Origin of the sequence: Roseibaca calidilacus (assembly GCF_001517585.1) — a bacterium.
Taxonomy (GTDB): Bacteria; Pseudomonadota; Alphaproteobacteria; order Rhodobacterales; family Rhodobacteraceae; genus Roseinatronobacter; species Roseinatronobacter calidilacus.
Genome location: NZ_FBYC01000004.1, coordinates 1313244 through 1338205 on the forward strand (window position 1 = coordinate 1313244; position 24962 = coordinate 1338205).

Below are 24962 nucleotides of genomic sequence, written 5' to 3' on the forward strand. Positions count from 1 at the left end.
CCCCCGCACCCCCGGGATATTTTTGCAAGGATGAAGGGAAACACGCCATGAGCCCGAGAGACGAAATACCGCGCCTGAATGGGCAAGACGGCGAAGGCTCGGTGCAGGTGCATCTGGACCCCGCGCAGAAGATCGAAGGCGCCACGGTGTTTTCCATATACGGCAAGGGCGGGATCGGCAAATCGACCACCTCCTCTAATCTGTCGGCGGCCTTTGCCAGCATGGGCAAACGTGTGTTGCAGATCGGCTGCGACCCAAAGCATGACAGCACATTTACCCTAACGGGCAAGCTACAACCCACCGTGATCGACATTCTGAAAGAGGTGGATTTCCATCCGGAAGAACTGCGCCCCGAGGATTTCGTGACCGAAGGTTGGGGCGGCGTTATGTGCGTGGAAGCGGGCGGGCCGCCCGCGGGCACCGGTTGCGGCGGTTATGTCGTGGGCCAAACGGTGAAACTGTTGAAGCAGCACCATCTGCTGGATGACACCGATGTGGTCATTTTCGACGTGCTGGGCGACGTGGTCTGCGGCGGGTTTGCTGCACCCTTGCAACATGCCGACAAGGCCGTGATCGTGACCGCCAATGATTTCGACAGCATCTATGCGATGAACCGGATCATTGCCGCCGTGCAAGCCAAAAGAGCCAATTACAAGGTGCGGCTGGCGGGCTGCATTGCCAACCGTTCGAAAGCAACCGATGAGGTGGACCGCTTTTGTGACGTGACAGGGTTCGAACGCATCGGGCATATGCCGGATGTGGATGCGATCCGCCGTTCGCGCCTGAAGAAAAAGACCCTTTTCGAGATGGACGCGGATGAGGACATTCTGGCTTGCCGCGCGGAATATCTGCGGCTGGCCAATGCGCTTCTGACCGGCACCAAGGAAGAGCTGAACCCGCAATCCCTGCCCGACCGCGAAATCTTTGAGCTTTTGGGGTTCGATTGATGCGCGACACCGCCACTTCCAGCGCGAGCTATGACGCCACGCGCCTTCGCGTTGCCAGCTACTTCGATGGCACGGCCACGCGCGTGTGGGAGCGTCTGACATCGGACGCGCCGGTCAGCCGCGTGCGCCAGACCGTGCGCGAGGGCCGCGACGCGATGCGCGCGATGATGCTGGCGCAGTTGCCCGACGACCTGCGCGGTGCACGCGTGCTGGATGCGGGCTGCGGCACCGGGGCGGCAAGCGCGGAACTTGCCGCACGCGGGGCGGATGTGGTGGCGATTGATATCTCGCCCAAGCTGGTCGAGATTGCAGAAACTCGCTTGCCCAAGGGTTTGGCCGGCAATGTGACGTTCGCTTCCGGCGATATGCTGGCCGAAGGTCTGGGCCGGTTCGACCATGTGATCGCGATGGACAGCCTGATCTACTACGCGCAGCCCGATCTGGAAGCGGCGCTCGACGGTTTGTCGGCGCGCGCGGGTCAGGTCGTGTTTACCGTCGCCCCGCGCACGCCGCTGCTGATGGCGATGTGGAACGCGGGCAAGATATTCCCGCGCTCGGACCGCTCGCCCACCATGATCCCGCATGACTGGCGGCGCATGAACGTCACGGGTCTGGGCCGCGTGGGCCGCGTGTCGCGCGGATTCTACATTTCCGAATGCCTGAAGGTGCGGCCATGATTATCGGCAAAGGCACGATCAAGAACCTGAGCGCCAGTTGGCTGCCCTTCGCGGATGCGGCAAGCGCCGATCTGACACTGGCGCAGATCTGGCGGATGAGCCTGTTTCAGGTCAGCGTGGGCATGGCCACGGTGCTGCTGCTGGGCACGCTGAACCGGGTGATGATCGTGGAGTTGTCACTGGCCGCAAGCCTTGTCGCAATCATGATCGCGCTGCCGGTGCTGATCGCGCCGTTTCGGGCGTTTCTGGGGTTCCGGTCGGACAATCACCGCTCTGCCATTGGCTGGAAGCGCATACCGTATTTGTGGTTCGGGTCACTCTGGCAGTTCGGGGGCCTTGCGGTCATGCCGTTTGCGCTGATCGTGCTGAATGGCGACAATGTCTATGACGTGCCATTTGCAGGCGAGGTTCTGGCGGCACTGGCCTTTCTGATGACCGGCCTTGGACTGCATATGACCCAGACCGCCGGCGTGGCCTTGGCCGCAGACCGCGCGACGGATGAAACCCGCCCGCGTGTGGTGGCGCTGCTTTACGTCACCTACCTTGCAGGCATGGCGATTTCAGCGCTGATCGTGGGCTATTTGCTGCGCGATTTCAGCGAGTTGACCCTGATCCGCGTGGTGCAGGGCTGCGCCGTGGTCACGCTGGCGCTGAACATTGTCGCGCTGTGGAAGCAAGAGCATGTCCGCCCCATGACCCGCGCAGAGCGCGCGGCGCCGCAACCGTCCTTTCGCGATGCATGGAATGATTACATCAAGGGCGGCCAAGCGGGCCGGTTGCTGGCGGTCGTGTTCGTGGGCGGGCTGGCCTTCAACATGCAGGATGTGCTGCTGGAACCTTATGGCGGCGATGTGCTGGGCCTGTCGGTTGCCGCCACGACCACGCTGACCGCCGTTTGGGCCGTGGGCGCGTTGATCGGCTTTTTGTGGGCCGCGCGCGGGTTGGGGCAAGATGCAGACCCGTTCCGGCTGGCCGGACGGGGCCTGTTGTTCGGCATCTTGGCCTTTTCCGCCGTCATCTTCGCAGGCCCGCTGCAATTTGCGCCGCTGTTCTTTGCGGGGGCGTTCGGGATCGGGCTGGGGCTGGGGCTGTTTGCCGTGACCACGCTGACCGCCGCCATGGAAATGCCGCGCCGGGGCGGTGTCGGCGGCGGGCTGGCGCTGGGTGCCTGGGGGGCTGCGCAAGCCACGGCAGCGGGGTTGGCCACCATCATCGGCGGCGGGCTGCGCGACACGGTTCAGACCTTGGCCGATGCAGGCCATCTGGGCGCGGGCCTGATGACCCCCGATATCGGCTATTCCGTCGTCTACCACCTGGAGATCGGGCTGTTGTTCCTGACCCTCATCATCCTCGGGCCGCTGGTGCGGACCCGTATCGTTACCACCGAACCACGCAACCAACGGATCGGCCTTGCCGATTTTCCGACCTGACCTGAAACGGAGGACTACCCATGGAAACCCCATATGGCTGGATATTCTTTGGCAATTTCGATCTGGCGTTGATCTCGCTTTATGCCTTCTGGTTGTTTTTCGCAGGGCTGATCTACTACATCCAGCGCGAGAACCAGCGCGAAGGCTACCCGCTGGAAAATGACGATGGCAGCCCTGCGGGATCGAACCTGTCGGTGCCAGAGCCCAAGACCTTCTTGCTGCCGCATGGCCGCGGCGAATACCTTGCCCCGCCGGTCGAGCGCGAAACCCGCGATCTGGCGCTGGCCCCCACCGCGAAATCGGGCGGCTTTCCCTTTGCGCCCACGGGTGATCCGATGCTGGACGGTGTTGGCCCGGCATCTTGGGCGGCGCGCCGCGACGAGGCGGAACTGGACGGCCACGGCCACCCCAAGATCCAGCCCATGGCCAAGGTCGGCGAATTCGCCGTGTCTGCCGGGCGCGACCCGCGCGGTCTGCCGGTTGTCGGCAATGACCAGAAACCGGCGGGCAAGGTCACTGATATGTGGGTGGATGTGCCCGAACAGCTTGTGCGCTACCTTGAAGTGACGCTGGATGACGGCAGCAAGCGCCTTGTGCCCATGACCATGGTGCGGCTGAAAGCGACGATGGCCTATGTCAACTCGATCGACTCGGGCTCTTTCACCGATGCGCCGAAGATCAGCTCGGACGCGCAGGTCACCAAGCTGGAAGAAGAGAAGGTCTCGGCCTTCTACGCGGGTGGCTACATGTATCGCAATGACAAGCGTGTCTCGCCCATGAGCAAGCTGCGAATCCTGTCTGGCATGATGTCGAAGCCTGCCTGACCGACCGCGCGTAACGCCAAGAAAACAAGGAACCGGCCCATGTCACATGATGATTTCGCATTCGAACCCGTGAAGGGGTTGCCCGAGCGCCCCCCCGAACACGAACACATCCTGTGGCAGGGCCGGCCCGATACTTGGGCGCTGGCGGTCGAGGCTTACAAGATCAACTGGATCAGCGCCTATTTCGCGGTGATCGTGCTGTGGCGCGCCGGTGTCGGCGCGGCCGAAAGCGGGGGCGCGGGGGCCTTCGCCTTTGGCCTGCCCTATGCGATCCTTTGGGCCATGGCCTTTGCCGTGGTGCTGCTGCTGGCATGGGTGCAGGCGCGCGCAACCGTCTATACCATTACCACCGCGCGGGTTGCCATGCGGATCGGGGCGGCGCTGACGGTTACGCTGAACCTGCCCTTCCGCCAGATTGCCAATGCCGATCTGAAACTGCGCAAGAATGGCACGGGCACCATTGCGCTGGAAACACTTGGGGAAACACAGTTTTCCTACCTTGTTCTTTGGCCGCATCTGCGCCCCGGCCATGTGAAGGTCACCAAACCGGCTTTGCGCTGCATCCCGGACGCGGCGAAAGTGGCAGGCATTCTGGCCGAAGCCGCCGAAGCGCGCATCAGCCAGCCCGTTATCGAACGCAAGACCGCGCCGCAAGGCGATCTGGTTGCCGCCGAATAAGGAGGGCACGCACATGTCCAGCACCGATAACAGTGGTTTCAAGCCCGGCTTCAAGCGCGAAGACAAGAACGACATGATCCCCACCGGATTGGTGCGCGCCATGTTCGCGCTGCCGGTTCTGGCGCTGGTCCTTGTCACCTTCGCCGCCGTCACGGGCCGCGAGAAAGCCGCCATCCCGCCCCCGGCCCCCGTGCTGGAAGAGTGGTCCATCCGCATGATCGGGCATGACGCGCAAGCCGTCACCGTGCTGCGCGAAGATGGCAGCGTCTTGGCTGACATGGATCATGGCGGTTTCGTTACCGTCATCCAGAATGGGCTGATGACCATGCGCCGCCGCCACGGGATAGACCCCACATTGCCGGTTGACATTATCCGCTTCGAAAATGGCCGCTTGGCCGCAATCGACCCGCTGACCGATTACCGCGTGGAACTGACGGTCTTCGGCCCGGAAAACCACGCCGCTTTTGAAGCGATGCTGCAAGATTACTAAGCCGACCAGACGACCCATAAAAAACCAAGGGAACCAAACAATGTCACTCTTCTCTCGAAAGGTCGAACACGTCCCCTGCACCGTAGAGGTCAGCCACCGCTTTGAAGCGCTGCACGCACATGTGCGGTTCAATGACGGCTCTGTCATTCAGCCCGGCGACGAGGTGCTGGTCCAAGGCCCGCCCGTGCTGGCCGCTTGGGGCGAGGTCATTTCCGAAGACCGCACCGCCGTCATCACCCGCGCGACCGCGCTGGAACGGTTCTGGACCCGCATGACGGGGGATTTCGAATTCATGGAACTCTGCGAGTTCTCATTTTCCGAGGAGATCACGCTATGAACATGCATGCCACCACCCATGACGAACTTGCCGCCGAAATGGGCGACCGTTTCGACACCAACGCCATGGCGCAGGAATCCACCCTGCTGAACCCGCGTTTCTACACTACCGATTTCGACGAGTTGGACCGCATCGACGTAACGCCTGTGCGCGCCGAATGGGATATTCTGATCGCGCAGATGAAAGCGGACCCCAACAAGGGCCATTTCAAGAAAAACGCCGATTGGGACACGGTCGATTGGGACGGGATGGAGCCGGGCCTGAAGCGCGAGTTCATCGACTTTCTGGTGTCAAGCTGCACCGCCGAATTCTCGGGCTGCGTGCTGTATAAGGAAATGAAGCGGCGCGGCAACAACCCCGATATTTGCGAGCTGTTCAACTACATGGCCCGCGACGAGGCGCGCCATGCAGGCTTCATCAACGATGCTTTGCGCGAAGCGGGCGTTGCGGTGAATCTGGGCTTTCTGACCAAGGCCAAGAAATACACCTATTTCCGGCCCAAATTCATCTATTACGCGACCTATCTGTCGGAAAAGATCGGCTATGCGCGGTATATCACCATCTACCGCCACCTAGAGGCCCATCCCGAACAGCGCTTTCACCCGATTTTCAAATGGTTCAAGGAATGGTGCAACGATGAATTCAGCCATGGCGAGGCCTTCGCCCTGCTGATGCGCACCGACCCCAAGCTGACGACCAGCTTTGCCAACAGGCTGTGGATTCGTTTCTTCCTGACCGCCGTCTTCGCCACGATGTATGTGCGCGACCATGCGCGCCCAGAGTTCCACAAGGCATTGGGGGTCGATATCGACTGGTATGACCAGGAAGTGTTCCGCAAAACCGGAGAGATCGCCAAGCAGGTCTTCCCGATGGAGTTGGACATCGATCACCCGGCCTGGATGCCCACGCTGAAAAAGATTGAACGCGCGTTCCGCAAGATGGAAGCGGCGGAAAAGCAAGGCGGTGTGGGCGGCAAATTGGCGAAATGGTCGGCCATGGCCAGCGCCGGGCTTGGCTTTGCGCGGCTTTACCTGCTGCCGGTCAAGAAATCGACCCCGCCCGCCTCGGTGCGGCTGGAACCGGCCTATTGAAACCGTGGGGTGCGTGACGGTTGCGCACCCCACCCCTGACGGGAGCGCGCATGTTCGACACGCCTTGGATTGCTGCACTGGCTGCGCTGTTCCTGTGGTGGTTTGCCACGGGCATTCTGCTATGGCGCGTGCATGCGGCCGACCGGGGCGGGCCGGATAGCCATGTGTGGTCGGTCATCCTGTCGCTGCCCTTGTTCGCGGGCGGTGTGCTGGGGGTGAATGCCACGCTGGCCGATCCAAGCCCGCAAGGCGCGTGGTTCGCGTTCCTGTCGGCGCTGGCGATCTGGGGCTGGGTGGAACTGGCGTTCCTGTCGGGCATCATTACGGGGCCGAACACGCGGCTATGCCCGCCGGGGTTGGCGGCGCGTGCGCGCTTTATTGCCGCATTCCGAACGGTCGCGTGGCATGAAACGGTGCTGGTCGTGGCACTTGTGTCACTGGCCTATGCGGCTTGGGGTGCGGCCAACCCGTTCGCGCTCTGGACCTTCGCGCTTTTGTTCTTCGCGCGGGTTTCTGCCAAGCTGAACCTATTTTTGGGGGTGCCGTATATCAACACGGCGTTCTTGCCCTCGCCGCTCGCGCATCTGGCCAGCTACTTTCGGCATGGCCCGGTCAGCGGGTTCTTCCCGGCCTCTGTCACGCTTCTGGCGCTTGCAGTGGGCTGTTTTCTGGAACGGCTATGGCGCGCGCATCAGGCGGGCGACATGGGCGACATCATCGGCTTCACGCTGTTGTCGATGCTGGCCGCACTCGCGCTGCTGGAACATTGGTTCATGGTCTGGCGCGTGCAAGACGACAAACTCTGGCGCTGGATGCTTCCGGCCCCGGCAAATGACAAAACAAAAACCTGAAATAACGACCGAGGGGATACCCAGATGGACTTCGACGCCCATTTCAAAGCCAGCCTGAGCGATCTGAAAAGCGAAGGCAATTACCGCATTTTCGCAGAGGTAGAGCGCCAATGCGGCAGTTTTCCCAAGGTTCGGCATTTCAATGGCGATGACGTGAACGAGGTCACGGTCTGGTGTTCGAATGATTATCTGGGCATGGGCCACCACCCCGATGTGGTGGATGCCATGGTCCAGACCGTGCTGAATTGTGGCACCGGCGCCGGTGGCACGCGCAACATTTCGGGCAACAACAACTATCACCGCATTCTGGAAGAAGAACTGGCCGACCTGCACGGCAAGGAAGCGGCCACGCTGTTCACCTCCGGCTATGTGTCGAACTGGGCGGCGCTGTCCACGCTGGGCGCCAAGATCCCCAATGCCGTGATCCTGTCGGACGAAGGCAACCATGCCAGCATGATCGAAGGCATCCGCCACTCGCGCGCCGACAAGGTGATCTGGAAGCACAATGACTGGCGCGATCTGGACCGCAAGCTGAAAGCCGTGGGCGACCGCCCCAAGATCGTGGCGTTTGAAAGCGTCTATTCCATGGATGGCGATATCTGCCCCATGCGCGAGATCGTCGAAGTGGCCGAAGCCCATGGCGCGCTAACTTATCTGGATGAGGTTCACGCGGTCGGCATGTATGGCCCGCGCGGCGGCGGCATTTCCGAGGAACGCGGGCTGGCGCACCGCATTGACCTGATCGAGGGCACATTGGGCAAGGCCTTTGGCGTGGTGGGCGGTTACATTACCGGCACGGCGGCGATGTGCGATTTCGTGCGCTCCTTTGCCTCGGGCTTCATCTTTACCACCGCCCTGCCCCCGGCAGTGGCGGCGGCGGCGACCGCCTCTATCCGGCACCTGAAGCAATCGGATATCGAACGCATGGCGCAGCGCGACCGGGTTGCACGGTTGCGCGCCAAGCTGGATGCGCGCGGCATTCCGCATATGGCCAGCGACAGCCATATCATTCCGGTCATGATCGGCGACCCGGTCAAATGCAAGATGCTGTCCGATATCCTGATGCGCGACTGGGGTGTCTATGTGCAGCCCATCAACTACCCGACCGTGCCCAAGGGCACCGAGCGGTTGCGCATCACCCCCGGGCCGCTGCATTCGGATGCCGATATCGATCATCTGGTCGAGGCGCTGGCCTCGCTCTGGAAGCAATGCGCAATCGCCCATGCGGTCGCATAATCGTTCCTTGACTCGTGCTTGTCGCGGGTCATCATCAATACTGGGAAACACAAGGGAGTAACTTACTATGACATTCGCAAGCAAAGCCGCCATCGGTGCCTTCGCGCTGACCATGACCGGCCTGCCAGCCTTCGCGCAGGATACCGAGAATGGCGCAACCGTGTTCCAGCGCCAGTGCCAGAACTGCCACAACGTCGTGGACGATTCTGGCGAGGTGCTTGCCGGGCGCCCCAATATGCGCACCGGTCCGAACCTGTATGGCGTGATCGGGCGTCAGGCCGGGATCGTCGACGGGTTCCGCTACGGCGACTCGCTGGTCGAGGCCGGGGCCGAAGCCGGTGTGGTCTGGTCCGAAGAAGAGCTTGTCGCCTATCTGCAAGACCCGCGCGGCTATCTGCGCGAAACGCTGGACGACAACCGCGCGCGCAGCCAGATGGCGTTCCAGGTGCGTTCGGAAAGCGATGCGGCCGATGTTGCTGCTTATCTTGCCACCTTTGGTGTCGAAGAAGGCTAAAACGGCCCGCCGGCTGGCGCAAGCCACATCTTTTGCAAACAGGCCCCCGGACGCCCCTGCGCTCGGGGGCCTTTGCCTTCACGGATGGTCAAAGCCGGAATATGGCCCGAATTGTAGCTAGAACTTGTCACAATTCGCTGAAATAAACCCATTGGCGACAAGAGGTTTCACGCGATGGACATTGCTTTACATATGGGCGCACATCTGACCGATGACGGTCGGCTGCGCAGCACCTTGGAAAAAAACCAACCACTGTTGCACTCTGTCGGAATAGAGGTTCCGGAAGCGGCGCAGTTTCGCACGAGCATCCTTGATGCCATCAAATCGCACGCGCAGCATGGGCTTGACCCGGATGCAGGCGAGATGCTGCTTGACAGCATCGTCACCTCTGACACCACGGAACGTCTGGTTCTGTCGACCGCGCGCTTCCTGGCGCCCCTGCCCAGTGCCGTGCGCCGCGCGCAATTATGCCCCATGGCGGAACCACGGGTGAAAGCCCTGCGTGCGCTGTTTGGCGAGCACAACGTGTCCTTGTTCCTGTCCATCCGCAACCCGGCATCCTTTATCCCGGCACTGCTGGGCGCGGTGAATGACGAGCAGGCGAATATCATCCGCGGCGATCTGGAACCAACCGCACTGCGCTGGTCCGACCTTGTGCGCACCATTCGCGACCAGTTTCCCGAAGCGCCGATCACCATCTGGTGCGACGAAGACACCCCCTTCTTGTGGGAAGATGTGCTGCACGCGGTTTCTGGCTATGCCGGGCCCGAACCGCTGGCCCATGTCTATGACTGGTTTGACACCGTCTTGGTCGATGGCGGCGCGGCCAAACTGGCAGAGTATATGGAAAATGCCCCGCCCATGGACCGCAACCAACGGCAACGGGTGATCGCGGCCTTTCTTGACAAGTTCTGCGACGAAGCGAAAATTGATGTCGACGTGTCGACCACAGGCTGGTCCGAAGACATGGTCGACCTGCTATCAGAGCTTTACGACGATGATGTCGCCACCCTCGGCGCGATGGACGGGGTGACGCTGCTTCAGCCCTGACGGCGCTTAGACCATGCCCAGGGCGGTTTTGTATAGTTCCAGAACCGCCTCTTCCTCGGCGATGTCATCGGGCTTGCGCTTGCGCAGCGCGATGATCTTGCGCAACACCTTGGTGTCATAGCCGCGCCCCTTGGCCTCTGCCATGACCTCTTTTTGCTGTTCGGCGATGTCGGCCTTTTCGGCTTCCAAATGCTCGAACCGCTCTACGAATTGGCGCAGTTCTTCGGCGGTCACATTATAGGCGTCGGCAGCGATGTCGGACATGGGGTCTGGCCTTTCTGGTGGCTCTTGGGGTTGCTCCGCCCCGGTTTGCCCAAACAAGCCAGCACGCGCAAGAGGCAAGACTGCCACGCAATGCGCGGTATCGCAGCTGCGAAATAATTTTCATTTGAAAGCAGCGGCCAGTCTGTTACCCTTTTTCTTAAACCAGCAAAGGCGGTGCGATGTCCGATAGAAAAGCCACCGAGCTGCGCAGATACGAGAAATCCTTGCCGATTTCCCTGTTGCGCACACGCGAGGCGACAACGCGTTACTTCAAACCCTTCATTGACCAACGTGACCTGACCATGCCGCAATGGCGGGTCTTGCGCGCTTTGGCCGAAGAAGAAGGTCTGGACGCGCGCACCTTGTCTGAACGTTGCGTTATCCTGCCACCATCCTTGACGCGCATCTTCCGCAGCCTGACCCAGCGCGGCCTGATTTCGCAGGTCGACTGCTCTGATGCGCGTCGCCACCGCGTTATGCTGACCGAAACCGGCCGCGCGCTGTTTGAAGCCGTGATGGAAGAATCCGAGCCGCATTATCAACGTCTTGCCGCCGCGTTCGGCGCCGAACGGCTGGACAGCCTGATGAACCTGCTTAGCGAATTGCGCGACACGGTCGAAACCCTGAACGCCGAGGATGCGCGCGATATCGCGGAACCCCGGCGTAAACTTGCCGCAGGCCGCTAACGGCGCGCCCCCCGTTTGCGCTTAGCCCGGCGGTTTCGCCCCGGTTTCCTTGACCGCTTCCATCACCACATGGGTCGAGGTCGAGGTAATGCTGGGCAGGCCCGAAATATGCTCGGCCAACACTTGCCGATAGGTTGCGATATCGCGCGAACGCACCTTCAGCAGATAGTCGAACGCGCCCGCGATCAGGTGGCATTCCTCGATTTCCGGCACCTTGCGCACCGCGGCCTCGAAGGCGCTTAGCGCGGATTCGCGGGTGTCCGACAGCTTGACCTCGACAAAGGCGATATGCGCTGCGTCAATCTGATGCGGGTCAATCAGCGCCCGATAGCCAAGGATCACGCCTTGCTCTTCCAGCCGCCGCAAACGGGCTTGCGTGGGCGATTTTGTCAGCCCGATCCGATTGGCCAATTCCGTTACGCTGACACGGCCATCCACCGCCAGATTGCGCAGAATCGCATGATCGAAGCTGTCCAACTTGATACGGGTCATTGTTTTGCGTTTCTCATATTATTCAGCAAAGATGACTGCTAAAAACCACAAAATAGAGAGAAATGAAATGGCATAACCGTCATAATCCGGAAAATTGGCAATCAAGCCACATGGAGCGTGCAATGGCCTTTCCTGTTCCCGACAGCATAACACAGCAGATTCTGCGCGACGAGGGCGCGCATATTGCCCAAGCCATTGCCGATTGCGGGCTGGATGCGACCGCCCGCGCGCAGATTTCCGACCGGGCAAGCGCCTTGGTGCGCGATATCCGCAGTTCTGACGCGCCCGGCCTGATGGAAGTGTTCCTTGCGGAATATGGCCTGTCCACATCCGAAGGTGTAGCGCTGATGTGTCTGGCCGAAGCCTTGTTGCGCGTGCCCGATGCAGCCACCATTGACGACCTGATCGAAGACAAGATCGCGCCTTCGGATTGGGGCCAGCATTTGGGGCGGTCCTCGTCCAGCCTTGTGAATGCGTCCACTTGGGCGCTGATGCTGACGGGCCGCGTGCTGGATGAGCGCGGCACATCCGCCGCCGCCACGTTGCGCGGTGCCGTCAAGCGGCTGGGAGAGCCGGTGATCCGCACCGCCGTTGCCCGCGCGATGAAGGAAATGGGCCGTCAATTCGTGCTGGGCGAAAGCATCGACAGCGCCATGACCCGCGCCGCCAAGATGGAAGCGCGCGGTTATAGCTATTCCTACGACATGCTGGGCGAAGCCGCGCGCACCATGGAAGATGCGCGGCGCTACCACAGCGCCTATGCGCGCGCGATCCGCGCCATTGGCGCGCGCGCCACCGGCAATGACATCCGCACCAATCCGGGCATTTCGGTCAAACTTAGCGCACTGCACCCGCGCTACGAGGTTGCGCAAGAGGACCGCGTTCTATCCGAATTAGTGCCCCGCGCCCGCGAATTGGCGCGGCTGGCGGCGGCCTTGGGGCTTGGCTTCAACATAGACGCCGAAGAAAGCGACCGCTTGGCGCTGTCCTTGCAGGTCATAGACCGCGTGCTGGACGACCCCGCTTTGGAAGGCTGGGACGGGTTCGGCGTGGTCGTGCAGGCCTATGGCCCCCGCGCCGCCAATGTCATCGACTGGCTGGCCTCCAAGGCTGAAAGCCTTGATCGCAAGCTGATGGTGCGGCTGGTCAAGGGTGCCTATTGGGACACGGAAATCAAGCGCGCGCAGGTCATGGGGCTGGGCGGCTTTCCGGTGCTGACCCATAAGCCCGCAAGCGATGTGAATTACATTGCCTGCGCGCGCCAATTGCTGGCGGCGCGCGCGCGGCTTTATCCGCAATTCGCCACGCATAACGCCCATACCGTCGCCGCAGTGCTGCATATGGCCGAAGCGATGCGCGTGGACCCTGCCGATTTCGAATTCCAACGCCTGCACGGCATGGGAGAGGCGCTGCATGACATTGTCCTGAAGCGCGAGGGCACGCGCTGCCGCATCTATGCACCCGTCGGCGCGCACAAGGATCTGTTGGCCTATTTGGTCCGCCGCCTGCTGGAAAACGGCGCGAATTCATCCTTCGTAAACCAGATCGTAGATAAGAACGTGCCGCCCGAAACCGTCGCCGCCTGCCCCTTTGCCGCACTTGACGGTGTGACCGGGGGAAACCCGAAAATCGCCAATGGGCCAGATTTGTTCGGCCCAAACCGCCGCAACGCGCGCGGCTGGGATCTGACCAGTGCCCAAGATCTGGACGCGATTGCCAAGGCCCGCGCCGAATGGGAAACGGCAAGCTTCACGGTCGCGCCGCTTATGGCAGGCACCGCAAAGGGCGGGGCAAGCCATACCGCGCAGAACCCTGCCCGGCCCGGCGACCGTTTGGGCACAGTCACCCAAGCCAGCCCCGAGGATGTGCAGACCGCCCTCGCCGCCGCGCACCCGTGGGGCACGGATGCCGCCAGCCGCGCCCGTATCCTGACCCAGGCCGCCGATCTGTATGAAGACCATTTCGGCGCGATCTTTGCCATCCTTGCGCGCGAAGCCGGCAAAACCCAAGCCGACGCGCTGGGCGAATTGCGCGAAGCGGTGGATTTCTTGCGCTATTATGCAGGCCAAGCCGAAAGCCTTGAGCACCCCGCGCGCGGCATCTTCACCTGCATCAGCCCGTGGAACTTTCCGCTGGCCATTTTCACCGGGCAGATTGCAGGCGCGCTTGCGGCAGGCAATGGCGTGCTGGCCAAACCCGCCGAACAGACGCCCATCATCGCGCATTACGCCACGCGCCTGCTGCACGAGGCCGGCGTGCCGCGCGACGTGCTGCAATTGCTGCCGGGCGATGGTGCCACGGTGGGGGCCGCGCTCACCTCGGATCCGCGGGTGAATGGCGTGGCCTTCACCGGCTCGACCGAAACCGCCAAGAGCATTCAGGCCGCCATGGCCGAACACCTTGCCCCCGGCGCACCGCTTATTGCCGAAACCGGCGGGCTGAACGCCATGATCGTGGACAGCACCGCCCTGCCCGAACAGGCTGTGCGCGATGTGCTGGCATCTGCCTTTCAATCGGCGGGCCAGCGGTGTTCGGCGCTGCGCTGCCTCTACATCCAACAGGATGTGGCAGAGGAGTTCGAGACAATGCTCTTTGGTGCGATGGATGAGCTTCGTCTGGGCGACCCGTGGCATCTGGCCACTGATATCGGTCCCGTCATCGACCCTCAGGCACAATCCCAGATCGCTGAATATATCGCCCAAGCCCGCGCTGATGGCCGCGTGCTGCACGACCTGACCGCCCCGACCGAGGGCCATTTCATCGCCCCCGTCACCCTGCGCGTGCGCGGGATCGCCGATCTGACGCGCGAGGTTTTTGGCCCGGTCCTGCATATCGCCCGCTTCAAAGCTGCCGATCTGGACTGCGTGATTGCCGATGTGAACGCCACCGGCTATGGGCTGACCTTCGGGTTGCACACCCGGATAGACGGGCGCGTGCAGCATGTGATGGACCGCATCCGCGCGGGCAACATGTATGTCAATCGCAACCAGATTGGCGCCATCGTGGGCAGCCAACCCTTTGGGGGCGAGGGCCTGTCAGGCACCGGCCCCAAAGCGGGCGGTCCCCAATACCTGACCCGCTTTACCAAACCCACCGCGCCGCAAGCCGCCATGCAGCTTGCGCCTTTGCCCGCCGCTGCCTTGGCCAAGGCGCTACCCCCTGCGCCGGAAACCGTGCTGTGCGAACACGGCCTGCCCGGCCCGACAGGCGAATCGAACCGCCTGCGCGATGTCACCCGTGCGCCACTGCTCTGCCTTGGGCCGGGGCGCGATCTGGCGGACCAACAGGTTCAGGCGGTGCAGGCGCTTGGTGGCCGCGCGGTCGCCTTGCAGGGCATCCCGCAAGACCTTGACCGCGCCGAAGGCTTTTCCGGCGTGCTCTATTGGGGCAATGACAGTACCGCACGCCAGCTTGCACAGGCATTGGCACGGCGCGAGGGGCCGATTCTGCCACTTATCACCGACCGGCCCGACCGCGCCCATATTGCGTTTGAACGCCACCTGTGCATCGACACCACCGCTTCGGGCGGGAATGCGCAACTTTTGGCAGAGGTCGCGGCATGACCCATTCATCCTTGCCCAAATATCCTGGGGGAGGCGCGGCGCAGCCGCGGCGGGGGCAAAGCCCCCGGCAACAATGGCCACACGCCTAGCGGGTCAGACTCACGCCTTCGCGCCCCGCAAGATCGGTAAAGAACTGCCATGCCACGCGGCCCGATCGGCTGCCGCGTGTCGCTTGCCATTCAATCGCCTCGGCCCGCAGGCGCGCGGGGTCAATCGTCAGGCCATAGGCCGCGCAATAGCCTTCAATCATGGCAAGGAAATCATCCTGATCGCAGGCATGAAAGCCCAGCCACAGCCCGAAACGGTCCGAGAGCGAGACTTTTTCTTCCACCGCCTCGGATGGCGAGATCGCGGATGAACGTTCATTCTCGATCATGTCACGCGGCATCAGGTGACGGCGGTTCGACGTGGCATACAGCACCACATTGTCGGGCCGCCCCTCGACGCCCCCGTCCAGCACCGCTTTCAGCGATTTGTAATGCTGGTCATCATGGCTAAAAGACAGATCGTCGCAAAACAGGATGAACCGGCCATCGGCCACGCGCAGCAGGTCCAGCAAGCGGCCGATGCTGGGCAGGTCCTCGCGCTGGATTTCCACCAGTTTCAGCCCGCTATCCGGCAATTGCGCGGTAACCGCGCCATGCACGGCTTTGACCAGCGACGATTTCCCCATCCCGCGCGCGCCCCAAAGCAGCGCATTATTCGCAGGCAAGCCGCGTGCGAATTGCAGCGTGTTTGCCAAAAGGGTGTCGCGGGCGCGGCCAATGCCGACCAGCAGATCCAGATCCACGCGGTTGACCTGTGCCACGGGGTGCAGCCTGTCCGGCCCCGTATGCCAGACGAAAGCTTCGGCGCTGTCCAGATCAGGCGCGCGTCCGGGCGGGGGCGACAGACGCTCCAGCGCCTCGGCAATCCGCGTCAGGGCGTCGTCATTCATGCCTTATCGGCCTCTTCGCCCTCGTCCTCGTCATCCAGCAGCCCTTCGCGGCGCAAACGCTCGTTGCGGGCCTTTTCCACGCGGGCGACCAGCCAGATCGACACTTCGTATAGCCCGTAAACCACCGCGAACAGGATGATCTGGGTTATCACATCGGGCGGCGTGACCAAAGCGGCCAGCGTCAGAATGCCAACCACGGCCCATTTGCGCCCGGCTTTCAGGCCCGCTTCGGACACCAGCCCGGCCTTGCCCATCAGCGTCAGCAACACCGGCAGTTGAAAGCACATGCCAAAGGCCACGATAAAGCGGATCGTCAGGTTCAGGTATTCCTGCGCAGAACCTTGGAACACGACCGACAACGGTGCCGCCGCGCCTTCTTCGACCATGGCTTCGCCACTTGCGCCGAATTGCTGAAAGCCAAGGAAGAAATCATAGGCCAAGGGCGTGACGACGTAGAACGCAAAAGAGGCCCCCAGCAAGAACATTGCCGGAGAGGAGATCAGGAAAGGCAGGAACGCGCCCTGTTCAGACCGATACAGCCCCGGTGCCACGAAGCGCCAAAGCTGGGTCGCGATCACGGGAAAGGCCAGCATGAAGCCGCCCAAGAATGACACTTTGACCGCCACGAAGAACCCTTCTTGCGGGCTGATGAAGATCAGGTCACAATCCTGCCCACGTTCGGCCAAGGCGCTGCACAAGGGCGCGGTCAGAAAATTGAAGATCGGCGTGGCAACGGTGAAACACAGCACCATGCCGACCATGAAGGCCAGCGCCGATTTTATCAGCCGGTTGCGCAACTCTGCCAGATGTTCAATCAGCGGTGCGCTGGTATCGTCAATGTCGTCTTGCTGCGCCTTGCTCATGTGCTGCTGTCCGTGCCGCTCTTGGGGCTGGATGGGGCGGTCTGGTCACGTTTGCCCGTGTCGGACGGCGTGGCCGTCGGCGCTGGCTGCGCCTCTGCGGCTGCGGGGTCTGGCTTGGGTGCGGCGCGTTTCGCGGCGTCACTGCGCATGCTGTCCATCTCGGCGGCGATACGGTCGATTTCGTCCTCATCATCGCCGGGGGCAGAGGGTTTGGCACCCTTGTCGTCCGTTTTGTCGGATTTCGGGTCGTCCTTGAGCGGGTTCCAGTTTTTCATCTGGTTCAGCTCATCCAGCCCCATCCCTTGCGGGTTGGTCATGCCGCGCAGGTCGCGCGCCACGTCCTTGACGCCGGTCTGGTCGGCCGCATCTTCCATGGCGCGGCTGAATTCGCGCGCCATCGACCGCGCCTTGGCGGTCATCTGACCCAATGTGCGGAACATTTTGGGCAGGTCTTTAGGGCCGACCACGATCAGCGCTACAACCCCAATGACCAGAAGTTCTGACCAGCCCAGATCAAACATGCCGACACCCTTGCCCGCTTGCGGATTTCACAGCAAGACACCTCATGCGCGCGGCAATCAGACCCGGTCCTTGCCGTTGTCCTTGTCGGTTTCTGGCGTGATGTCGCGTGCGGTCTTGGACGCGTCGTCATCCTTTTTCTCGATCTCGTCGGTGCCGTCTTTCAGGCCCTTCTTGAAAGAGGTGATGCCCTTGCCGACTTCGCCCATCAGAGCGCTGACCTTGCCGCGCCCGAACAGGACAAGCACAACCACTGCGATAATGATAAAGCCCGCCGGGCCGATATTGTTGAGCATGTCATTCTCCCTTCGCCGGGCCAGCATGTGGCGGGCCCGGACTACTCGTATTCCATTTATGGATTAACACGCCCTAATCAAAGCCCCAAATTGCGCTTGGGAGCAAAAACAGCGGGGCTTTGCCCGCCGACAGGCTATTCAGCGGCCTGAAGCGCGAAGGCGCGCATCATCTCTTCGGCCCCCTGAACGCGGTTGCGCCCGCCTTCCTTGGCAGCATAAAGCCGCGCATCGGCCAGTGCGATCAAGGCATCACGGGTGTCGGTCTGCGCGTCCATGCTGGCCACGCCAAGGCTGGCGGTAAAGTCGATCTGGGGGTAATCGCGCACCACGGTCGCCTCGATCACGGCGCGCAGGCGCTCGGCAATGTCCAGCGCCGTCAGATGGTCGGCTGTGACCAGAACGCCGAATTCCTCGCCACCCAGACGGCCCAGAATGTCGCAGCGGCGCAATTCGGCTTGCACCACATGCGCCACGCCGCGCAGCACCGCATCGCCCGCGGCATGGCCATGCACGTCATTGACCGCCTTGAAATGGTCAAGGTCGAACATGATCAGGCTGCACTGCCGCCCGCTGCGCTGAAAGGTTGCAGCCGCGCGCCCAAGGTCCGACATGAATGCGCGACGGGTCAACGCCTTTGTCAACACGTCCAGATGGGCTTCGGACCACAGCGCATGTTGTTCGGCCACCAGCACGGCAAAACCCGCCAACAGGTGCGACGCGCCCGATTCGAACTGTTCGGCGTAAGCGCGCAACATGCCGAATCGGCGGCCTTGGGTGACAAGCGGGTGTTCAAGGCACGCCATATGCTCGTCAGCGGGCGGGCGCGGTTCGCCATCAAGCTGGATCGTGACATGGCGCGCGCCAATGGTCTGGCGAACAAGATAGAAAATCGTGTCATAATGGCCCGGCGCGGGGGCGTCGGCCTCAAACATTTCGGACGGCTGCGCCCCGGCGGCGGGGAACAAGTCGTGGCAATTTTGCGCGGCAACATTCATGACAAGACCCATTCGTTAACGAAGTCTTTCGTCGCTCTTAACCATGCAAAGGACAAGGCAAGAATGTGGTAAGATTTTGTTAACGAAAAATTAGCCACAACCGGCGGCAGGCAAAAGCTGCGGTCAGGTACGGTCGCGCAAGGCGCGAAAGCGCGCCTGCTGGCGGTCAGACCAATGCACGCTCAGAACGGTCTCTGTTTCGCCTTGCGCTTCGGATTCGACAACGCCTTGGCCATACAGCCACGCCCGCAACCGCCCGTCAGAATGGGGCACGGTGACCGTATCGTGATGGCGCACGTCATCCAGCTGTGCCGTGATCGCAGCAAACAGCGCGTCCAGCCCTGCCCCGGTCAGCGCAGAGCCAACAAACACGCCCTCAGCCCGCTGCGCCTGACGGTCGACCTGCAACCGGGTCGCTTCATCCAACTGGTCAGCCTTGTTCCATAGGTCAATGCGCGGGATCTCGTCATCCACGCCCAAAGCGGCAAGCACATGGGCGACATCGGCGGCCTGCGCCGCTGTCGCGGGATGCGCGATATCGCGGACATGCAAAATCAGATCTGCTTCCAGCACCTCTTCCAACGTGGCGCGAAACGCTGCGACCAGCAGTGTCGGCAATTCCGAGATGAACCCCACCGTGTCGGACAGGATGATATCCTTGCCCGTGGGCAACCGCACCGCGCGCATGGTCGGGTCAAGCGTGGCAAAGAGCATATCCTTGGCCATGACATTCGCGCCGGTCAAACGGTTGAACAGCGTGGATTTTCCGGCATTGGTATAGCCCACAAGCGCCACCACCGGATAGGGCACCTTGCGCCGCGCGGCGCGGTGCAATTCGCGAGTTTTGGCAACCTTGTCCAACTGGCGGCGCAGACGGGTCATCTGCTCGTCAATGGCGCGGCGGTCGGCCTCTATCTGGGTTTCACCCGGACCGCCGACAAAGCCAAGCCCACCGCGCTGACGTTCAAGGTGCGTCCACGCGCGCACCAGCCGCGTGCGCTGGTAGCTAAGGGCGGCCAGTTCCACCTGCAACACGCCTTCGCGGGTGGCCGCGCGATCGGCAAAGATTTCCAGAATCAACCCGGTGCGGTCCAGAAGTTTGACGTTCCATGCCTTTTCCAGATTGCGCTGTTGCACGGGGCTGACGGGACCATCGATCAGGACCAGATCAATCTCATCCGCTTCCAACGCTTGGCGCAGTTCTTCCAGCTTTCCCTTGCCAAACAATTGGCCCGGATGGGCGCGCGGTAGGCGCACGACCTGCCCGCCCACGACCTCTAGCCCCGGCAGCGCATGGGCCAGCGCCATGGCTTCGGCCAAGGCATCTTCCGGCTCTCGTGAACCGGGTTTCGATTTCAGCTCTGGATGCAGCACAAAGGCGCGAGTCAGACGTTTGCCGCCTTCGCCCCCCAGTTCCGTCAGGTCGATCACTTCACGGGCGATTACGCTTCACCCTCATAGAGAGAGATCGGCTGGCCCGGCATGATGGTCGAAATCGCGTGCTTATAGACAAGCTGGCTTTGCCCGTCCCGCCGCAGCAACACGCAGAAATTGTCGAACCAGGTTATCACGCCTTGCAGCTTGACCCCATTAATCAGGAATACCGTAACCGGCACCTTGTTCTTGCGAACGTGATTCAGAAATGCATCTTGCAGATTTTGCTTATCGCTGGCCATGCGCTTGCCTTTTTGTCAGGGCGGTTTGCTATACGCAGAGAGCCTCGTCTCCCTATTCGCCCAGTATGAAACGTGATTTGCGAAACTTCCAGCCCTGCGGCGCACAAATTTGCACCATGGGCGAAAATTGCAAGCCTTCCTGAATGTTTATCGCCCCAAGCGGGGCCAGAGCACCGATAGCAGCATCAACAATTCCAGCCGCCCAAGGATCATCCCCAGGGCCAGCACGGCGCGTGCCGGGTCGGCAAGGGCTGCGTAGGATAACGGCTCTGGCCCGGCGATCTGCGCCAAAGGGCCGGTGGTGGTTATGGCGGCGCTGGCGAAAATCAGCGCATCTTCCAGCGGCTGGCCCAACAGGACCAGCGCCATCACAAGGGCGGTCAGGGTCAGGATAAACACCATCAGGAACAGCCATGCGGAAAACGCGCCTTCGCTGCGCAACCCGCGCAAGCGCGGCCCGTCGCCGCCCATGCCAGAGGGGTGAATCAGCTTCTCGGCCTCGTGCTTGGCCTGCCACAGCAGCGCAAAGCCGCGCAGCAGCTTCAGCCCGCCCGCGGTGGTGGCAATACCGCCGCCCAGCGTTGCAAGCCCCAGCAGCACGATCCCGCCGGGACCGGCATAGGCCGTCACCTCGGGCGCGCCGATGGTGCTGACAAACCCCGCCGTTCCAAGAAACGACAGCGCGGTAAAGCCCGTGCCCCACAGTTCCGCCAGTGCCGCAGCGGGGGCAGCGCCCAGCGCATCCGCGCCATTGACAGCCCATAGCCCAAAGGTGACCGCAACCAAAAGCCAAATCGCCACGCGCAATTCGTCATCGCGCCAGAGCGGGCCAGAGCCTTGCGGCACCACCGCACCGGGCCAGCCGCGCCGGGTCAGCGCCAGCCCAAGGAACAGCGCGATCGCCACCTCTTGCACGATCCCGTCCGCGGCCCCCCAATGTGGCACGATCCCGGATGTGGACAAGGTGGACATGGCATAGACCAGCGCCACCAAAGGCGGCATCCCCTGCACCGACAAGACCACCCATAACAGCCCCGTCACACCCGCATAGGCCGGGGCGATCAGGCGGATATGCGACCATAGCCGGCCCAGATCGGCCTGTCCTGCCTCTGCCCCGATCTGGGTAGCGCGCATCTTGCGCGACCAGTCGGGCACCTCGCCAATGGCTTGGGAGCGTGCGGTCAAAAGGTCATAGCCACCCATGTTCATCGGGGCCAGCAGGGCCGCAGCATAGACCAGCACGAACAACCCGCCCAACCACGCCGCCATCGCGCGCCAGACAAGCAGGCTGCGCGGCATCGCGCTGTCCAAGGCGCTGGCACCGGTGGTGGTAAAGGCAGAGACCATTTCGAACCATGCATCGAACAGCGGCAAACCGCCCGGCATCGCCTCTGTCACCGGCAGCGCCATGAAAAGCGGGATGACAAGGTAGGACACTGTCAGAATGTAGAACGGGTGCGACAGCGCACCGGGTTTGCGCTGTAGGTTGCGCCGCGACAGGTAGATCAGGCCCGCAAGACTGCCCAGCAGGCTGGCCGAATACAGGAAAGCGCGCGCGCTTTCATGCTCACGCAGGGTAAAGCCCAGCGCGGCAGGCAAGATCATTGCCCCGGCTGTGACCGCCATCAACCCGGCCATGACAATCGTGCCGCGCGCGCTGTCTTTCATCTGCGCCCCCTTGCGCTGTGACCTTACCGGCTTGCCTATGGCGCAGCCATGGCGGTCAGAAATGCTCGAAGGAAACCTGCAACAAAGCATCCACCTTTGGCACATCTTCGGTCAGGGCAAAGATCACCACCAGATCGCCCTCTTGCAGGACCATGCTGCTATTGGGTTTCATGAACTTCCCGGCACGTTGCACCCCGATCAACAGCGCGCCTTCGGGAAAGGCAATGTCGCGCACCGCCCGGCCTGCGATCTGCGATGTGCCCAGCACCTTGGCCTCGATCACCTCGGCCTCTCGGTCGCCCAGCATGTAGACCGAGCGCACAAGCCCGTGCCGGATATGGCGCAAAATGGAACTGACGGTCAGCGCGCGCGGGTTGATATAGGCATCCACGCCCATGGCATCGGCCAGCGACACCATGCCCGGATCATTGACCAGCGAAATCGCCATGCGCGCGCCCATGCTTTTGGCGCGCACCGCCGCCAGCAGGTTGGTGCGGTCGTCATCGGTCAGCAAGACCACGGCATCGGTGTTCGAGATGCGCGCCTCTTCCAGCAGGTCGGAATCCATTGCATCGCCATGCAGCACGATGGAACGTTCCAGCGCATCGGCTGCCGCCTCGGCGCGGGCGCGGTCGCGTTCGATAACCTTGACCCGCACGCGCTGGGGCTGGCTTTCCAGCATCCGCGCCACCGACAGCCCGACATTGCCGCCGCCAATGACCAGCACGCGTTCCTGCCGGGGGGCTTCCTTGCCGAACACTTCGAACACGCGCGACACATCATCGGCCGCCAGCAGCAGATACACCGCATCGCCCGCGAAAAGCTGATCCTCGGGTTCGGGAGCAAACATATGGCCTGCCCGGCGCACCCCCGCCACCATCACGCGCAAGGTCGGAAATAGTTCCGACAACTGCCGCAACGGCGTGTTGAGCACCGCGCATTTGTCATCCAGCACCAGCCCCAAAAGCAGCGCGCGCCCGTCGAAGAACTCGTGCACATCAAAGGCCGACGGATAGGCCACGCGCTTCATGGCCGCCAGCGACACTTCGCGTTCGGGGCTGATGATAACATCGATGGGCAAATGCTCGCGCCGGAACAGGTCGGCATATTTCGGGTCCAGATAGGTCTGGGCCCGCAGCCGCGCGATTTTCTTGGTCACACCAAAGACGCTATGCGCGACCTGACATGTGACCATGTTCACCTCGTCCGAATAGGTCGCGGCAATGACCATATCGGCATCGCCCACGCCGGCCTGTTCCAGAACGGCGGGGTAGCTGGCAAAGCCCGTCACGCCCTGCACATCCAGCGTTTCGGTCGCGCGGCGGACCAGCACGGGGTTGTTGTCGACAATGGTGACGTCATTGCGTTCGCCCGACAGGTGGCGCGCAATCTGCCACCCCACCTGCCCTGCGCCGCATACGATGATCTTCATGGCCCGCGCCTCTTGGTTGCGGAAATCGAAGCCCTTGATGTGCCAGCAGGCGCGCGCGCTTGCAAGGCTTTACCCCTTTGCCGACAAGCGCGCCGTGTTCACGCCAAGCGATTTCAACTTGCGGTGCAGCGCCGACCGTTCCATGCCGACAAAACTGGCGGTCCGGCTGATATTGCCGCCAAAGCGGTTGATCTGCGCCAACAGGTATTCGCGCTCGAACAATTCGCGCGCTTCGCGCAGCGGCAAGGTGGCCAACGATCCCGACAGCATCAGGCCGCGCCCCGACTCCTCGGGTACGCTGTCGGCCTGAAGATCGGCCACCTCGATCGGGCGGCCCGCATCGCCAAGGATCAGCGCGCGTTCGATCATGTTGCGCAATTGGCGGATATTGCCCGGCCAAGACAGGGTTTGCAGATGCGCGCGCGCTGCGTCGTCCAGCGTGCGGCGCGGCAAGCCTTGCGCGGCGTGCAGCATGTCGATGAAATGCTCGGCCAGCAGCGGGATATCCTCGCGCCGTTCTTCCAGCCCCGGCACGCGGATCGGCACCACGTTCAGCCGGTCATACAGTTCCTGCCGGAACAAGCCCTCTCGCACCCGTGCGCTTAGGTCTTGGGTCGTGGCTGACATCACCCGCAGGTCAACCCGCACCTTGTCGGCCCCGCCGGTGCGGATGAATTGCTGCTCCACCAGCACCCGCAACAGCTTGGACTGCGTGCCAAGCGGCATATCCGCGACCTCGTCAAAGAAGATCACCCCGCCATGCGCCTGTTCCAGCAACCCCGGTTCCACCCCGCGATCGGGGCCTTCGCGGCCGAACAGAACCTCTTCCATGCGTTCGGGTTCGACCGATGCCGATGTCACCGTCACGAAGGGGCCAGAGGCGCGCTCGGAATTTTCATGCACATAGCGGGCGGCGGCCTCTTTGCCGCAGCCGGGGGGGCCTGTGAACATCAGCCGCGCATTCGACCCCGTGACCTTTTCCAATTGGCCGAACAAGGCCCGGTAGGCGGTCGATTCGCCCAAAAGCTGCGCCGATCCAACATCGCGGCGCTTCAGGTCCTGATTTTCGCGCCGCAGCCGCGAGGCTTCCATCGCGCGCCCGATCACCACCAGCAGCTTGTCAATGTTGAAGGGCTTTTCGATGAAATCATAAGCGCCCTGCTTGATCGCGGCGACAGCGATTTCCACATTGCCATGGCCCGAGATGATGACAATGGGAATATCCGGGTTCGACCGCTTGACCGACATCAGAATGTCGATCCCGTCCATCTTACTGTCCTTCAACCAGATATCGAGGATCATCAGCGCGGGCGGGTCGGAATTCACCGCTGCCATCGCCTGATCGGAATTGGCCGCAAGCCGGGTTTTGAACCCTTCATCTTGCAGGATTTCCGAAATCAGTTCGCGAATGTCGCGTTCATCATCGACGATCAGAATATCACCCAT

The 24962-nt window shown here is 62.2% G+C and carries 26 protein-coding genes; 14 read left to right on the plus strand and 12 right to left on the minus strand.

The features are described from left to right. Positions 1 to 47: 47 nt before the first annotated feature. The 12 genes from bchL (at position 48) to AWT76_RS10070 (ending at position 10125) form a co-directional block, all read left to right on the plus strand. Positions 48 to 947, plus strand: coding sequence for a ferredoxin:protochlorophyllide reductase (ATP-dependent) iron-sulfur ATP-binding protein (gene bchL / locus AWT76_RS10015; protein WP_072246227.1), 900 nt, complete (start codon positions 48 to 50; stop codon positions 945 to 947). Beyond that, on the plus strand, positions 947 to 1624 hold the full coding sequence (gene bchM / locus AWT76_RS10020) for a magnesium protoporphyrin IX methyltransferase (protein WP_072246228.1): 678 nt from the start codon (positions 947 to 949) through the stop codon (positions 1622 to 1624). The genes bchL and bchM overlap by 1 nt, the downstream gene beginning before the upstream one ends. Next, positions 1621 to 3054: a PucC family protein gene (locus tag AWT76_RS10025; protein ID WP_072247632.1), complete on the plus strand. Its 1434-nt coding sequence runs from the start codon at positions 1621 to 1623 to the stop codon at positions 3052 to 3054. Before bchM ends, AWT76_RS10025 begins: the two co-directional genes overlap by 4 nt. 20 nt (positions 3055 to 3074) lie before the next feature. After that, entirely contained in the window at positions 3075 to 3878 is an 804-nt protein-coding gene (puhA, locus tag AWT76_RS10030) for a photosynthetic reaction center subunit H (RefSeq protein WP_072246229.1), read from the plus strand. Between the two features lie 39 nt (positions 3879 to 3917). Continuing rightward, complete coding sequence (puhB, locus tag AWT76_RS10035) at positions 3918 to 4556, plus strand: photosynthetic complex putative assembly protein PuhB (RefSeq protein WP_072246230.1); 639 nt, start codon at positions 3918 to 3920, stop codon at positions 4554 to 4556. A gap of 13 nt (positions 4557 to 4569) precedes the next feature. Beyond that, on the plus strand, positions 4570 to 5046 hold the full coding sequence (puhC, locus tag AWT76_RS10040; RefSeq protein WP_072246231.1) for a photosynthetic complex assembly protein PuhC: 477 nt from the start codon (positions 4570 to 4572) through the stop codon (positions 5044 to 5046). A gap of 40 nt (positions 5047 to 5086) precedes the next feature. Further along, positions 5087 to 5383 (plus strand): hypothetical protein, encoded by a 297-nt coding sequence (locus tag AWT76_RS10045; RefSeq protein WP_072246232.1) that lies wholly within the window; start codon positions 5087 to 5089, stop codon positions 5381 to 5383. Then, positions 5380 to 6474 carry a magnesium-protoporphyrin IX monomethyl ester (oxidative) cyclase gene (gene acsF / locus AWT76_RS10050; protein ID WP_072246233.1) on the plus strand — a complete coding sequence of 365 codons (1095 nt, stop codon included), beginning with the start codon at positions 5380 to 5382 and terminating at the stop codon, positions 6472 to 6474. The genes AWT76_RS10045 and acsF overlap by 4 nt, the downstream gene beginning before the upstream one ends. A gap of 50 nt (positions 6475 to 6524) precedes the next feature. Continuing rightward, a complete protein-coding gene (gene puhE, locus AWT76_RS10055) occupies positions 6525 to 7325 on the plus strand; it encodes a putative photosynthetic complex assembly protein PuhE (RefSeq protein WP_072246234.1) in 801 nt (266 codons plus the stop codon). A gap of 24 nt (positions 7326 to 7349) precedes the next feature. Beyond that, positions 7350 to 8561 (plus strand): 5-aminolevulinate synthase, encoded by a 1212-nt coding sequence (hemA, locus tag AWT76_RS10060; RefSeq protein ID WP_072246235.1) that lies wholly within the window; start codon positions 7350 to 7352, stop codon positions 8559 to 8561. 67 nt (positions 8562 to 8628) lie between these two features. Beyond that, positions 8629 to 9075, plus strand: coding sequence for a c-type cytochrome (locus AWT76_RS10065; protein ID WP_072246236.1), 447 nt, complete (start codon positions 8629 to 8631; stop codon positions 9073 to 9075). A gap of 174 nt (positions 9076 to 9249) precedes the next feature. Further along, the gene (locus tag AWT76_RS10070; RefSeq protein ID WP_072246237.1) at positions 9250 to 10125 is read left to right on the plus strand and encodes a hypothetical protein; all 876 of its coding nucleotides are present in this window, start codon (positions 9250 to 9252) and stop codon (positions 10123 to 10125) included. 6 nt (positions 10126 to 10131) lie between these two features. Here the strand turns inward: AWT76_RS10070 and AWT76_RS10075 are convergent, their stop codons facing one another. Further along, entirely contained in the window at positions 10132 to 10389 is a 258-nt protein-coding gene (locus tag AWT76_RS10075; RefSeq protein WP_072246238.1) for a DUF2312 domain-containing protein, read from the minus strand. 179 nt (positions 10390 to 10568) lie between these two features. Between AWT76_RS10075 and hpaR the strand changes: the two genes are divergently transcribed. Continuing rightward, positions 10569 to 11075 (plus strand): homoprotocatechuate degradation operon regulator HpaR, encoded by a 507-nt coding sequence (gene hpaR, locus AWT76_RS10080; protein ID WP_072246239.1) that lies wholly within the window; start codon positions 10569 to 10571, stop codon positions 11073 to 11075. A 21-nt stretch (positions 11076 to 11096) separates the two neighbouring features. On the opposite strand, the gene AWT76_RS10085 is transcribed toward hpaR, so the two are convergent. Further along, positions 11097 to 11567: an Lrp/AsnC ligand binding domain-containing protein gene (locus AWT76_RS10085; RefSeq protein WP_072246240.1), complete on the minus strand. Its 471-nt coding sequence runs from the start codon at positions 11565 to 11567 to the stop codon at positions 11097 to 11099. 122 nt (positions 11568 to 11689) lie between these two features. Between AWT76_RS10085 and putA the strand changes: the two genes are divergently transcribed. Next, complete coding sequence (gene putA, locus AWT76_RS10090) at positions 11690 to 15130, plus strand: bifunctional proline dehydrogenase/L-glutamate gamma-semialdehyde dehydrogenase PutA (protein ID WP_072246241.1); 3441 nt, start codon at positions 11690 to 11692, stop codon at positions 15128 to 15130. A gap of 85 nt (positions 15131 to 15215) precedes the next feature. On the opposite strand, the gene AWT76_RS10095 is transcribed toward putA, so the two are convergent. From AWT76_RS10095 to ntrX, 10 genes are all read right to left on the minus strand, one after another. Next, the gene (locus AWT76_RS10095) at positions 15216 to 16067 is read right to left on the minus strand and encodes an ATP-binding protein (protein ID WP_072246242.1); all 852 of its coding nucleotides are present in this window, start codon (positions 16065 to 16067) and stop codon (positions 15216 to 15218) included. After that, positions 16064 to 16930, minus strand: coding sequence for a twin-arginine translocase subunit TatC (gene tatC / locus AWT76_RS10100; RefSeq protein ID WP_072246243.1), 867 nt, complete (start codon positions 16928 to 16930; stop codon positions 16064 to 16066). The genes AWT76_RS10095 and tatC overlap by 4 nt, the downstream gene beginning before the upstream one ends. Continuing rightward, positions 16927 to 17451 (minus strand): Sec-independent protein translocase protein TatB, encoded by a 525-nt coding sequence (gene tatB, locus AWT76_RS10105; protein ID WP_072246244.1) that lies wholly within the window; start codon positions 17449 to 17451, stop codon positions 16927 to 16929. The genes tatC and tatB overlap by 4 nt, the downstream gene beginning before the upstream one ends. 57 nt (positions 17452 to 17508) lie before the next feature. Further along, positions 17509 to 17745: a twin-arginine translocase TatA/TatE family subunit gene (locus AWT76_RS10110; protein ID WP_072246245.1), complete on the minus strand. Its 237-nt coding sequence runs from the start codon at positions 17743 to 17745 to the stop codon at positions 17509 to 17511. Between the two features lie 134 nt (positions 17746 to 17879). Then, the gene (locus tag AWT76_RS10115; RefSeq protein WP_176699380.1) at positions 17880 to 18740 is read right to left on the minus strand and encodes a GGDEF domain-containing protein; all 861 of its coding nucleotides are present in this window, start codon (positions 18738 to 18740) and stop codon (positions 17880 to 17882) included. A gap of 123 nt (positions 18741 to 18863) precedes the next feature. Beyond that, positions 18864 to 20171 carry a GTPase HflX gene (gene hflX / locus AWT76_RS10120; protein ID WP_245638803.1) on the minus strand — a complete coding sequence of 436 codons (1308 nt, stop codon included), beginning with the start codon at positions 20169 to 20171 and terminating at the stop codon, positions 18864 to 18866. Positions 20172 to 20182: 11 nt separating this feature from the next. Beyond that, a complete protein-coding gene (gene hfq / locus AWT76_RS10125) occupies positions 20183 to 20416 on the minus strand; it encodes an RNA chaperone Hfq (RefSeq protein WP_072246247.1) in 234 nt (77 codons plus the stop codon). A 147-nt stretch (positions 20417 to 20563) separates the two neighbouring features. After that, on the minus strand, positions 20564 to 22084 hold the full coding sequence (locus tag AWT76_RS10130; protein ID WP_072246248.1) for a TrkH family potassium uptake protein: 1521 nt from the start codon (positions 22082 to 22084) through the stop codon (positions 20564 to 20566). A 55-nt stretch (positions 22085 to 22139) separates the two neighbouring features. Beyond that, positions 22140 to 23516: a Trk system potassium transporter TrkA gene (gene trkA / locus AWT76_RS10135; protein WP_072246249.1), complete on the minus strand. Its 1377-nt coding sequence runs from the start codon at positions 23514 to 23516 to the stop codon at positions 22140 to 22142. 69 nt (positions 23517 to 23585) lie between these two features. Continuing rightward, on the minus strand, positions 23586 to 24962 hold the full coding sequence (gene ntrX / locus AWT76_RS10140) for a nitrogen assimilation response regulator NtrX (RefSeq protein ID WP_072246250.1): 1377 nt from the start codon (positions 24960 to 24962) through the stop codon (positions 23586 to 23588).